This is a genomic window from Streptococcus sp. FSL R7-0212, assembly GCF_038007985.1.
Taxonomy (GTDB): domain Bacteria; phylum Bacillota; class Bacilli; order Lactobacillales; family Streptococcaceae; genus Streptococcus; species Streptococcus parauberis.
Genome location: NZ_JBBOYF010000001.1, coordinates 744,561 through 756,548, shown reverse-complemented (window position 1 = coordinate 756,548; position 11,988 = coordinate 744,561). Strand labels below are relative to the sequence as shown.

The following is an 11,988-nucleotide window of genomic DNA, read 5'->3' as shown; positions in this document are numbered from 1 at the left end:
TTATCTTACTTTCTGTGTTTTATCATAAATCTGCTTAAAGATTGTTAAGAATTGTTCAACTTGTCCCATATCGTTATCGTCATCTAAACTAATTCGAACGGCCGTCTGAGCATCTTGCAAAGGCACTCCCATAGCAAGTAACGTTCCTGCTGGTTTGCCGGCCTTAGATGAACAGGCACTAGTAGTAGAAATATAAATCTCATGACTTTCAAAAGCATGGACCAAAACTTCTCCTCGTACTCCTTTAATCCCAAAAGTCAGGATGTTCGGTGCGAAGCCTTCTATACCTGAAAAAACAGTTACATCCTTATACGTTGATAAGGCTTCAAATAAGACTTGCTTCATAACTGATATCTTTTTCAAAGCACTTTCTTCACGTTCATTTAAAAGACGTAAAGCCCTAGCCATACTAGCAATAGCTGGTAGATTTTCAGTTGTCGAGCGTTGACCTTTTTCTTGTCCACCACCATTTAATAAAGGACTAAGTCGTTTGCCGGTCTTCATATAGAGGAAGCCAATGCCTCGAACAGCATGAAACTTATGTCCCGAAAAAGATGCAAAATCGACACGGTCTGTTAAAAATTCTGAAGTTGGAATTTTACCGATTGCCTGAACAGCATCAACGTGAAAGGCAATGCCTGGCTTATCAGATAAAAGTTCTGAAATAGCTTTAATGGGTTGAATAGAACCAATTTCGTTATTAACCCCCATAACCGAAACAAGGATTGTATCAGGTTGAATTAAATTCGCTAGTTTCTCTACATCAACAAATCCATCCTTAGTGACCGGTGCAAATGAAATTGAAAAACCTTGGCTTTCCAACCATTTAGCACTTTCTTTAACCGCAGGGTGTTCAATATCAGAAACAATTATATGTTTGCCATAACTTGCTTTTTCAAAGGCTAAACCTTTAAGGGCCCAGTTATCACTTTCTGTACCCCCTGAAGTAAAGATGATTTCTTGCTCATTACATCCTAAAAGATCAGCTATTTGTTTACGTGAGGCTTGCAAAATACGACTAGCATTTGTTCCTAGTTGATGCAAGCTAGAGGGATTACCATAAATTTTACTGGCAACTTCCTGATAGGTTCTCAAAGCTTGAGGGTCAGGCATTGTAGTTGCAGCATTATCAAAATATATCATTTGTCACTTCCTATTATAATCAATCACTCTATTTTATCACAAATTAATTGAAATGCCAGAAGCATAATTTTTAAGAAAAATTATCGGCACCAATTTGTAGCTAAAAGGTAAGGTAAATGGTTGACTAAGTTTTTTTTGAAGCATATACTATTAAGTGAACTTTTTATTCAAAAGTTAATTGTAAGAATGAAATAAGGAATACTTATATATAAGGAGTAAGCATGTCATCAAATTATTCACGTAAAGCTAAAACGCCAAACAAAAAATCGGTCCCAGCAAAACACATCGTAACTGGCTTGTCAGCACTGCAAAAGACAATTGCCTTAGTCGGGGGGATTTTATCCATTATAGTCGCAACCATTACGATTATGCGTACCCTTCACCCTGAGGATACAAACAATAAAGATAATTCTGCAGATCATTCAAGTTCAACTATTGTTAAAATTATTGAAAAAGAGTCAAGCAAGCAATCAGACAATAGTCAAGAATCAACTGATCAAAGTTCAAGTCTTCCAAGTAGTTCAATCGAAACTGATACGTCCACAACTACTACAACTAATAATCCTGATAGTAATCAGTCACCATCATCTAGTCAAGAAACCGTTCCAAGTGATACCACAACAAGCACAAATACACAATAAATCGAAAGTCTGAGTGAATACTCAGGCTTGATTTTTGTCAAATTTTACCAAATATAAGGAAATAAAGATGACTATTCAAGAAACACTCAATTGGATACATAGTTTTAAAGCATTTGGTCGAAAGGTTGATTTAGAACTGATGAACTGGTTGCTAAATCAACTGCATAACCCACAAAAAAAATTTCCAGCTATCCATGTTGTTGGAACGAATGGCAAAGGATCCGTAACTGCCTATCTACGCACCATCTTTTCTCAAGCAGGTTACAAGACTGGTAGTTTTACATCACCTTTTATTACCCGTTTTAATGAACGGATTGCCATTAATGGACAAGATATATCAGACCAAGATTTAATCCAATGCGTTTTAATTTTAAAACCGCTTATTCAAGGTCTCCCATTAGAAACCAAATGGGATCGTCCAACTGAATTTGAAATTGTAACCTTACTGATGTTCATTTATTTTGCAGAAGTTAATCCGGTTGATCTGGCCATCATAGAAGCCGGCATTGGTGGAAAAAATGATGCGACAAATGTTTTTCAAGCCCTAGCTGTTGTCTGTCCCTCAATTAGCCTTGATCACCAAGAAAAATTGGGACAAACTTTGTCAAGCATTGCCCAACATAAAGCAGGTGTCTTAAAGGGACATGAGTTCTTGATTTTAGGGAAATTGGAATCCAGCGCAGCCAAAGTGTTTGAGGAACAAGCTCACAAAAACCAGAGTAACGTGTACTCCTTAGGCACAGCTTTTTCCATAAATTCTAACAGAGAGACATTTGATTTCCACTGGCAGAATCAATCGATCGAGCGTGTAAAGCTACAGCTTCTTGGCAAACACCAACAGGAAAATGCAAGTCTAGCAATCATGACAGCTTTGCTATTGCAAAAAGAATTTCCGAAATTAAATCCACAGGCATTCCCTCAAGCTTTGGCTGATGTTAGGTGGCCTGGTCGGACGGAATTTGTAACTTCAAACCTGATGTTGGATGGCGCACATAATCCTGACTCGGTAACAAAACTGAAGGATTTGCTAGTTACAAATTTCGATGACAGCAAAATTCATATTCTTTTTGCTGGCCTTCGTCGTAAGCCACTCCGCGAGCTTCTTGAAATTTTAAGCGAATTTGATGTTATAGTGACAACTTTTAATTTTTTCGAAGCTGAACAATTGGAAAACTATCCTGATCAGTTTCCAAGAATTAGTGATTTTAGAAATTGGATTGAATCCAGTAAATCAAGTGATGATTTATATGTCGTTACTGGCTCGCTCTACTTTATTTCAGAGGTAAGGGATTACATTCATTCAAATATTAAATAAAAGCTCTCCTGATGGAGAGCTTTTATTTATCTCATTGTCACAAATTCTTCTGCACCAGTTGGGTGAATTGCTACTGTGTTGTCAAAATCTGCCTTTGTCGCCCCCATCTTGATTGCAACTGCAAATCCTTGAATCATTTCATCAACTCCATAGCCGATACCATGAAGCCCAACAATTTTTTGATTTTCCCCTTGAGTAACTAACTTCATTTTGCACACCTGGCGATGGTCCGTTACGGCAGTGTACATTGAAGTAAATGAAGATTGATAAACCTTGATATCGTCTTCACCAAAAACTTCTATTGCCTCTTCTTCTGTCATGCCTACTGAACCAATTGCTGGATGGCTAAAAATAACTGTCGGAACATTGGTATAGTCTAACTTTTCATTTGGTTTGTCATTGAATAGACGTTCAGAGAGTCTTCTACCGGCAGCAACTGCAACCGGAGTAAGTGCAAGCTTACCATTGATATCACCTACTGCATAAATCCCTTGAACACTTGTATTTTCATATTCATCAGTTTTAATGTAGTTTTGCTCATCTAGTTCGACACCTGTATTTTCCAAGCCAAATCCTGTAACATTTGATTGACGCCCTATTGCCCAAATAACCCGATCAACTTCCAACTGGCTACCATCATTTTTAGTCAATAAAATTGAATTATCTTCTTGTTTTTGCAAACTTTGTACTTGCGTCTGTGTATGGAGTTGGATCTGCGTATTTGCCATTTCATCAATTAAACTTGCAACGATATCTTTATCAAAGCTTCTTAGTGGACGATCATGTCGAACAAGTAAATGAGTTTGTGACCCTAGAGCATTTAAGACACCTGCAATTTCTACAGCAATATAGCCTGCACCAATAACAGCTGTCCGTTTAGGAATATTATCCAAAGCAAAAAAACCATCAGAAGTAATTCCTAATTCTGCTCCAGGAACGTCTTGAGGAATAACCGGATGTCCACCAGTTGCAATCAGAATATGCGGAGCAGTATAGGTTTCATCTCCTGCTGTTATAGTATGGGCGTCAATGAAACTAGCATAGGCATTGATACGTTCCACTCCGTTTGATTCAAATCCTCTTTGATAGGACTGATGGATACGATCAATATAGGCTTGTCTATTAGCTTTTAATGTTGCAAAATTGAAGTCAACATTTTCTAAAGTATAACCATAATCTTTAGCATAGGTTTGGATTGTTTCTGCCACTTGAGCACCATACCACATCACTTTTTTAGGTACACATCCAAGATTTACACAGGTTCCCCCAATCTCTGAAGCTTCAATTAGCAATACTTTAGCACCATAAATAGCTGCACGATTAGCAGAAGCAATGCCTGCACTTCCGCCCCCAATTACTATATAATCATATTTTTTCATACATTTACCTTCATACTTTCTGATAATAATGTAACACATTTAAAAACTGGCCTCAAGAAATAAAATCGACAAAAAAACTTAGATTGAAAACAATCTAAGTTTTTAAGAGTATTAAAGTAAATCTTTAAGTGGTGTAAAGATGATGCGCTCCAAATCAGTTACATAAACTGATAATGCTTGTTGTGCATCAAAGTATGCTTTTAATAAGTCATTTGCTTCAATTTTTTGACTCAAACCTTGGATTTCAGCTTGTTCTTCTGGACTTGGCATTTGTCCAGTCTGCATCATATTTTGAATTTTTTCTTGCATTCCAACAAATTCATCAAACAATTGATTGGCTTGTTCATCTGCTTTTATTTCATCTTTAGCAGATTCTACTTTTTTATACTCAGGAAGAGCTCTTAAAGCTCTTTCAATTTTATTGGCATAGTCATAAATTTCTTGTGACATAAGATTTCTCCTTTGATCTTTTATGTTCATATCATATCATAAGATAATTACATCTGTCGCCTAATAACTGTCAACATAAGCTTTGTAATCAGCAAAAGCTTTTTTTAACTCAGTCATCGTATCAGATGAAAATTTTTCCAATAGTTCATTTGCTAAGACAGTAGCCACAACATGTTCCATTACCACACCAGCAGCCGGTAAAGCTGTTGGATCTGAGCGTTCAACCGTTGCTTTATACGGTTCATGGGTATCTATATCGACGGACATTAGAGGCTTGTACAAAGTTGGAATTGGCTTCATCACACCTTTGATGATTAAATCTTCGCCATTAGTTACACCCCCCTCAAATCCACCTAGATGGTTTGACTGACGGCTATAACCTTCTTCCATAGACCATTGAATGGGGTCCATCACTTCTGACCCTTTTAAATAGGCCATCTCAAATCCCATCCCAAACTCAACACCTTTAAATGCATTGATAGATAGAACTGCTTGTGCCATTTTCCCATCTAACTTTTTATCCCAATGAACATAAGAACCTAGACCAGCTGGAACACCTCGTACAATGGTCTCAACTACGCCACCAATGGTGTTGCCTTCTTTTTTGACTTGATCTATATAATCTCTAATTTCATTATCCTGAGCTTTATTGGTAATTGACAAGTCAGATTCCAAAGCAGCTTGCTGTAAATCAGAAAAAGTTAAGTTAAGAGGAACTTGGACCTCTTTGCCACCAAAAACAAGAACGTGGTTTAAAATAGCAATATCTAACTCTACGAGAATTTGTTTTGCGACAGCTCCAACGGCAACTCTCATCGTCGTTTCTCGAGCCGATGACCTCTCTAAAGCATCTCTTAAATCTGCGAAGCCATATTTAATACCACCTACCAAATCGGCGTGTCCTGGTCGAGGATGCTTAACTCGGCGTTTAGACTTTATCTTTCCGTCTACTTCTTGAACCGCCATAATATCGAGCCACTTCTGGTGATCTTTGTTAATAACAGTCAATGTAATAGGTGCCCCTGTCGTTTGTCCATGACGAACTCCTGATGAAATAATTACTTTATCATTTTCAATCGACATGCGAGCACCACGGCCATAACCACCTTGTCTACGTTTTAGTGATTGATTAATGATATTTTCGTTCAGATTTAATCCTGCCGGTACTCCTTCAATAATGGCAGTTAATTGACTACCATGTGATTCTCCTGCTGTTAAAAATCGCATTATTATCCTTTCATTAAAAAAGCACTATTTTAGTTTTCACTAGAATAATGCTCATTTTTACTTAATTATCGGCTTCTAAAATTGCTTTTACTTTTTTCATATCTGTTAAAGAAACCTGACCTGGAGCACTGACATGGTCCATTGAAACAAAGGTCCAAGATGAACCAATGACGTCACCTGATAAACGGGACAGTCTTCCAAGTTTACCCATAGACATTGTTGCAAAGGTTTGTTCAGGATTTAATGCTTTAAATCCTCTAGTGTAGTTCATTAAGTCTAAAACATCTTGTTCACTTTTCGGCATAACAGCAATTTTTACTACCCGTGGAGCCAATTTTGTCATTTCTGAAAATGATTCCATTAAATTCTCAGGCGTTTCTTCAAAATTATGATAAGACAAAACTAAATTTGGAAATTCAAGCAATTGATTGAAGACATCTTTGTGTGAAAAATACTCAAAGTCAATAAAGTCTGGATTATAAATAGCATTAACTTCTTTAATTAAGTCAATGTATTCTTGATTTTCAAGTTCAATTCTCCCCCCTTCACGATTAGTTCGTAAAGTGAAAATAATTTCACGTCCTGAAAATTTTTCAAAAATAGCTGGTGCAACAGTCATAATATCTTCCTTAGGAAGATAATCTGCTCGCCATTCAATTAAATCTACACCATCATATTTAGAGACGTCAATTTCACGCGCCTCTTCAAAACTACTTGGCATTATCGGAGCTACTAATTTCATTATCGTACCTTTATTGTAAATACCTTTAAATAATTACTTCTTTCGTCTGATTGGTTTATTGTAAAATCTTTGGGTAATTGTTGTAAACTCATCGATTGTGGTTTCCGATTTCCAAACCCTTTAAGGAGCTGTTTTTTAAATTGTTCTACAGTTAGGTTAGATGCATTTGTAGAAGCAATAATCTGTCCTTCGGGGTTTAAAATTTCCAATGCTTCAGCGATTAACTTATGATAATCTTTAGAAACGGAAAATGTATGTTTTTTATTTCTAGCAAAACTGGGTGGATCAATAACTATTATATCAAAACTTAAGCCTTTACGCTTAGCATATTTAAAATAGTCAAAAACATCCATCACTATCAGATGATGGTTACTTGTATCAATTTGGTTTGCTTTAAAATGGGCTTGTGATAGTTCACGAGAGCGTTTTGCTAAGTCAACAGAAGTTGTTTCTCTCGCGCCACCAATAGCTGCTGCGACGGAAAATGCTGCTGTATAAGAAAACATGTTTAGTAGAGTTTTACCACTTGCCTGGCCACTTGCTAAAGCTTTTCTGACATCATGTTGGTCTAAAAAAATACCTGTCATTAATCCATCATTTAAAAATACTTCATAATTGACAGAGTTTTCTTTAACAATAAAAGTTTCTGGTGCAACTTCACCAAACAAATGGGCAGATTCGAAGTCTAAACCTTTAAATCTAATTTTTTCATAGGCACCTTTTATATCCGGGAAAACAGATTTAAATGCATCAATTATCATTTTTTTGTGCTTGAACACAAAAGTATTGTACCAAGAAAAAAGTGCATAGTCGCCATAGATGTCAATCGTTAGGCCACCAAAATGGTCTCCTTCTTGATTAAAAACACGGTAAGCAGTTGTCCTATCTGTTTTAGTATAGTTTGACCGCTTTTCTTTAGCTTTTTTAAACAACTTTTCAAAGAAAGGTATACTTAACTGATCTATATTTTTCCCAATAAACCAACCAATGCCTTTATTTTGTTTAGAAAGATAAGCAGTTCCAATTTGCCTATTTGATTTACCAAATAGGCTAACTAGTTGATCGAGTTGATCGAGTTGATCAAAGTCCCTTTCATCAAGCAATTGAACCCCAGATGATAACTTCTTTTCAACAAAAGAATTAATATAGAGTTTGTTCATAATCTATATTATAACAAATTATAAGTAAAATTCATACTAAATTTGAACTTATGGTGAGCACAAGCCCCTATTTTTTGATATAATTTAATTTGGGATTTTTGTGCTCGATAAAATTTGCGACACAAACTTCTGAATGACAGAACTCATTAAAAATAATATTACACATTCCTAGTCCGTTAATATTTTAAAAAATGACGAGCTAAAAACTATTTTCTTAATTTAAACTTTAAGTTAGTTTTTAGTTAACATAGTTATACTTTAACATATTAACCCTTCATAACTTGGAAAATAAACGAGGATGTTCTTACTGTGAATCGATTAAAAAAACGTTTATCAAACTTAATTAACACACGACTAGGATTTATTATTATCCTAGTTACTATTTATTGGTTCAAAACAATTTGGGCCTATCACTTCGACTTTAGTCTTGAACTAGATAATCTTTACCAAGTTCTACTATCTTTAATTAATCCAATACCATTTGCCTTACTATTATTAGGTTGCTCCTTATATATCAGAAATACTAAGGCTTTTTATATTGTAAGTTGGATAATTTATATCATTTTAAACTTACTGTTAATTTCAAATTCAATTTATTATCGTGAATTCTCAGATTTCATAACAGTAAGCGCCATGCTTGCTTCAAGTAAAGTTTCAGCCGGTTTAGGCGATTCTGCTGTTAATCTGGTCCGAATTTGGGATATCATTTTTATTATCGACTTTATTATTTTAGGATATCTCTTTGCAAGAAAAAGAATTACACTTGATCATCGACCATTTAATAAACGTGCGTCATTTGCAATTACTGCACTTTCCTTACTTTTTGCTTCTATCAATTTATTTATGGCTGAAATTGATCGCCCAGAACTTCTAACACGTGGTTTTTCAAATACATATGTAGTTAGGGCATTAGGTTTACCAGCATTTACTGTTTATAGTGGTAACCAAACTTATCAGGCTCAAAAAGAAAGAAATGGGGCTACTGCAAACGAATTAATTGACGTTAAATCTTACGTTAAAGAACATTATGCTGCTCCAGATTCAAAATATTACGGAATCGCCAAGGGCAAAAATGTTATTGTTCTTCACTTGGAGAGCTTCCAACAATTTATAATTGATTATAAACTCCAAGCAGATGGAAAAGAATATGAAGTTACACCATTTTTAAATTCTTTATATCATTCAAACTCAACCCTAGCCTTTTCTAATTTTTTCCATCAAGTCAAAGCTGGGAAAACTTCGGATGCAGAGACAATGATGGAAAATTCATTATTTGGTTTAAATAGTGGTTCCTTTATGGTTAACTATGGTGGCGACAATACTCAGTTTTCTGCACCTACTATTTTAAATCAAAATGGCGGCTACTCAAGTGCTGTTTTCCACGGAAATGTTGGAACTTTTTGGAATCGAAATAATGCTTATAAGCAGTGGGGCTATAACTACTTCTTTGATTCTAGTTATTTCCAAAAGCAAGATAAAAATAACTCCTTCCAGTATGGCCTTAATGATAAATATATGTTTAAAGATTCCATACGCTATCTAGAAAGAATGCAACAACCTTTCTATACTAAATTTATTACAGTAAGTAATCATTACCCATATACTAGTTTAAAAGGTGAAGAACAAGAAGAAGGATTCCCATTAGCTAATACTGATGATGAAACTATCAACGGCTATTTTGCAACAGCAAATTACTTAGATGCTTCAATAAAATCCTTCTTTGATTATCTGAAAGCCTCTGGTTTATATGATAATTCAATTATCGTTATGTATGGTGACCACTATGGTATTTCAAATTCACGTAATACTAGCTTAGCTGAATTACTTGGTAAAGACCCTCAGACTTGGTCAGAATATGATAATGCAATGCTTCAACGAGTCCCTTATATGATTCATATCCCAGGATATAAAGAAGGTGGCATAAAAGAAACCTTTGGTGGTGAAATTGATGCCTTACCAACTTTATTACATATTTTAGGAGTTAACACAAGTAATTATGTCCTATTAGGACAAGATTTATTATCTCCTCAAAACAAGCAAATTGTTGCCCAAAGGACTAGCGGTACTTATATGACACCTGACTTTACAAACTATAGTGGTCGATTATATGACACCAAAACTGGTGCTGAAATTACCAATCCGGATCAGGCAACAATAGAAAAGACTAAATTAATCAGAGAAGCTATCACTAATCAATTAACTGCTAGTGATACTGTCCAAACTGGTGATTTGTTACGTTTTGATCAAGATAATGGTTTAAAACAAGTTGATGCAACTAAATTTATCTATACAAAACAGCTTAAACAAATGAAAGCACTCGAAAAGAAATTAGGAAATAAATCAACTAGTTTATATGATAAACGAGATCAGAAGACTACACGTGATTTATTTAAGGCTCCTTCATATCTAGATTTATACCCTGACGGTGGAGGAAAAGAAATTTCATCCTCTAGTTCTTCTTCCAGCGAAGAGCAAGGAGATAAAAAAGATAATAATGAGTCTAAAACAAAAACAGAATGATGCTAGTCATCATTCTGTTTTTTATATACAAAAAACAAACTAATGACTAGCATTAGTTTGTTAAGTAATTATTTACCAAGTTTGTTTTTTGCAGCGTCAGCAAGTGCTGTAAAGCCAGCAGCATCATGAACTGCTAAGTCAGCAAGCATTTTACGGTTAACTTCAATTTCAGCAAGTTTCAAACCATGCATTAATTGTGAGTAAGACAAACCATTCATACGAGCAGCTGCGTTGATACGTGTAATCCACAATTTACGGAAGTCACGTTTCTTTTGACGACGGTCACGGTATGCATAGTAATAAGAATTCATTACTTGTTCTTTTGCAGTACGGAACAAGATATGTTTTGCTCCATAGTAACCTTTTGCTAATTTTAATACACGTTTACGACGTTTACGTGCAACAACTCCACCTTTAACACGAGCCATTTATATTTCCTCCAAATAATTCTAATAAATCTAGTAAATGCTATAGGGTATCTTATTTAAGACCTGTAAGCATTGCTTTAATACGTTTGAAATCTCCTGAACTTACCATTGTAGCTTTACGAAGATGACGACGTTGTTTTTTAGTTTTTCCGTGGAAACGGTGTGAAGTGAAGGCGCGGAAGCGTTTCAAACCACCAGAACCTGTACGTTTAAAACGTTTAGCTGATGCGCGGTGAGTTTTTTGTTTTGGCATTTTAGTATTCTCCTCTTAACTTAGTATATAACAATGACAATTATTTCTTGTCGGTAATTGGTGCAAGTTGCATAAACATTTGGCGACCATCCATTTTTGCTCTTTGCTCAATAATAGAAATATCTTGAGTTGCTTCAGCAAATTCAGCTAGAACCTTTGCACCAATCTCTTTATGAGTAATCATACGCCCTTTAAAGCGGATAGAAACTTTAACCTTATTTCCTTTTTCAAGAAATTTACGACCATTACGAAGTTTTGTTTCAAAGTCTCCCTTATCAATAACAGGACTTAAACGCACTTCTTTAACAGTCACAACGCTTTGTTTTTTACGTTGTTCTTTCTGTTTCTTTTGATACTCAAATTTGAACTTTCCATAGTCCATAATCTTGGCAACCGGAGGAACAGCTTGTGGCTGGATTAAAACCAAATCAACATTTAAAGAATCAGCAAGTGCTTGAGCTTCTGATAATGTTTTAATACCTAATTGTTCACCTTCTAGACCAACTAGACGAACTTCACGAACGCGAATTTCATCATTAATGAATAGATCTTTTTTAGCTATGATCTTCACCTCTTTATTTTTTTAGAGAAAAACGAAAACGAGCCTGATAAATCAGGCCCGCACACATTTATATCCTATTGGATTTGACATGTTGGGCCAGACAACCTAAGTCGCAAGGCGAGAAGCTCTCACTTCTGCTTTTCTCATTGTTACTATAATACCATAGTA

The 11,988-nt window shown here is 35.4% G+C and carries 12 protein-coding genes and 1 other annotated feature; of the genes, 3 read left to right on the top strand and 9 right to left on the bottom strand.

From position 1 onward, the window contains the following. Positions 1–1,143 carry a cysteine desulfurase family protein gene (locus MKY69_RS03960; RefSeq protein WP_003106563.1) on the bottom strand — a complete coding sequence of 381 codons (1,143 nt, stop codon included), beginning with the start codon at positions 1,141–1,143 and terminating at the stop codon, positions 1–3. Positions 1,144–1,364: 221 nt separating this feature from the next. On the opposite strand from MKY69_RS03960, the gene MKY69_RS03955 reads away from it, so the two are divergent. Both MKY69_RS03955 and MKY69_RS03950 read left to right on the top strand, forming a co-directional pair. Then, positions 1,365–1,784: a DUF6556 family protein gene (locus tag MKY69_RS03955; RefSeq protein ID WP_340791001.1), complete on the top strand. Its 420-nt coding sequence runs from the start codon at positions 1,365–1,367 to the stop codon at positions 1,782–1,784. A 67-nt stretch (positions 1,785–1,851) separates the two neighbouring features. Beyond that, the gene (locus MKY69_RS03950) at positions 1,852–3,099 is read left to right on the top strand and encodes a bifunctional folylpolyglutamate synthase/dihydrofolate synthase (protein WP_076751692.1); all 1,248 of its coding nucleotides are present in this window, start codon (positions 1,852–1,854) and stop codon (positions 3,097–3,099) included. Between the two features lie 26 nt (positions 3,100–3,125). Here MKY69_RS03950 and gorA read toward each other — a convergent pair whose 3' ends face one another. The 5 genes from gorA to MKY69_RS03925 form a co-directional block, all read right to left on the bottom strand. Then, the gene (gene gorA / locus MKY69_RS03945) at positions 3,126–4,478 is read right to left on the bottom strand and encodes a glutathione-disulfide reductase (RefSeq protein WP_340791000.1); all 1,353 of its coding nucleotides are present in this window, start codon (positions 4,476–4,478) and stop codon (positions 3,126–3,128) included. 111 nt (positions 4,479–4,589) lie between these two features. Then, the gene (locus MKY69_RS03940; protein ID WP_003105820.1) at positions 4,590–4,928 is read right to left on the bottom strand and encodes a YlbF/YmcA family competence regulator; all 339 of its coding nucleotides are present in this window, start codon (positions 4,926–4,928) and stop codon (positions 4,590–4,592) included. A 60-nt stretch (positions 4,929–4,988) separates the two neighbouring features. Beyond that, on the bottom strand, positions 4,989–6,155 hold the full coding sequence (gene aroC / locus MKY69_RS03935) for a chorismate synthase (protein ID WP_003106557.1): 1,167 nt from the start codon (positions 6,153–6,155) through the stop codon (positions 4,989–4,991). Between the two features lie 61 nt (positions 6,156–6,216). Further along, complete coding sequence (gene aroD, locus MKY69_RS03930; RefSeq protein ID WP_003103566.1) at positions 6,217–6,897, bottom strand: type I 3-dehydroquinate dehydratase; 681 nt, start codon at positions 6,895–6,897, stop codon at positions 6,217–6,219. After that, complete coding sequence (locus tag MKY69_RS03925; RefSeq protein ID WP_311981452.1) at positions 6,897–8,057, bottom strand: class I SAM-dependent rRNA methyltransferase; 1,161 nt, start codon at positions 8,055–8,057, stop codon at positions 6,897–6,899. Before MKY69_RS03925 ends, aroD begins: the two co-directional genes overlap by 1 nt. A gap of 309 nt (positions 8,058–8,366) precedes the next feature. On the opposite strand from MKY69_RS03925, the gene MKY69_RS03920 reads away from it, so the two are divergent. Next, entirely contained in the window at positions 8,367–10,577 is a 2,211-nt protein-coding gene (locus tag MKY69_RS03920; RefSeq protein ID WP_340790999.1) for an LTA synthase family protein, read from the top strand. A 68-nt stretch (positions 10,578–10,645) separates the two neighbouring features. On the opposite strand, the gene rplT is transcribed toward MKY69_RS03920, so the two are convergent. Genes rplT through infC form a run of 3 tightly spaced genes read right to left on the bottom strand, consistent with a single transcriptional unit; the run spans position 10,646 to position 11,829 of the window. Beyond that, positions 10,646–11,005: a 50S ribosomal protein L20 gene (gene rplT, locus MKY69_RS03915; RefSeq protein ID WP_003103029.1), complete on the bottom strand. Its 360-nt coding sequence runs from the start codon at positions 11,003–11,005 to the stop codon at positions 10,646–10,648. Between the two features lie 52 nt (positions 11,006–11,057). Continuing rightward, the gene (rpmI, locus tag MKY69_RS03910; RefSeq protein WP_003099936.1) at positions 11,058–11,258 is read right to left on the bottom strand and encodes a 50S ribosomal protein L35; all 201 of its coding nucleotides are present in this window, start codon (positions 11,256–11,258) and stop codon (positions 11,058–11,060) included. Between the two features lie 40 nt (positions 11,259–11,298). After that, a complete protein-coding gene (gene infC / locus MKY69_RS03905) occupies positions 11,299–11,829 on the bottom strand; it encodes a translation initiation factor IF-3 (protein ID WP_003105630.1) in 531 nt (176 codons plus the stop codon). A gap of 14 nt (positions 11,830–11,843) precedes the next feature. Then, positions 11,844–11,966, bottom strand: a sequence feature (ribosomal protein L20 leader region). Positions 11,967–11,988: the final 22 nt, after the last annotated feature.

Coding starts and splice junctions, on each gene's coding strand:
- aroD (WP_003103566.1), bottom strand. CDS start 6,897: ATGAAATTAGTAGCTCCGATAATGCCAAGTAGTTTTGAAGAGGCGCGT.
- MKY69_RS03940 (WP_003105820.1), bottom strand. CDS start 4,928: ATGTCACAAGAAATTTATGACTATGCCAATAAAATTGAAAGAGCTTTA.
- MKY69_RS03925 (WP_311981452.1), bottom strand. CDS start 8,057: ATGAACAAACTCTATATTAATTCTTTTGTTGAAAAGAAGTTATCATCT.
- MKY69_RS03960 (WP_003106563.1), bottom strand. CDS start 1,143: ATGATATATTTTGATAATGCTGCAACTACAATGCCTGACCCTCAAGCT.
- aroC (WP_003106557.1), bottom strand. CDS start 6,155: ATGCGATTTTTAACAGCAGGAGAATCACATGGTAGTCAATTAACTGCC.
- gorA (WP_340791000.1), bottom strand. CDS start 4,478: ATGAAAAAATATGATTATATAGTAATTGGGGGCGGAAGTGCAGGCATT.
- rpmI (WP_003099936.1), bottom strand. CDS start 11,258: ATGCCAAAACAAAAAACTCACCGCGCATCAGCTAAACGTTTTAAACGT.
- rplT (WP_003103029.1), bottom strand. CDS start 11,005: ATGGCTCGTGTTAAAGGTGGAGTTGTTGCACGTAAACGTCGTAAACGT.
- MKY69_RS03950 (WP_076751692.1), top strand. CDS start 1,852: ATGACTATTCAAGAAACACTCAATTGGATACATAGTTTTAAAGCATTT.
- MKY69_RS03955 (WP_340791001.1), top strand. CDS start 1,365: ATGTCATCAAATTATTCACGTAAAGCTAAAACGCCAAACAAAAAATCG.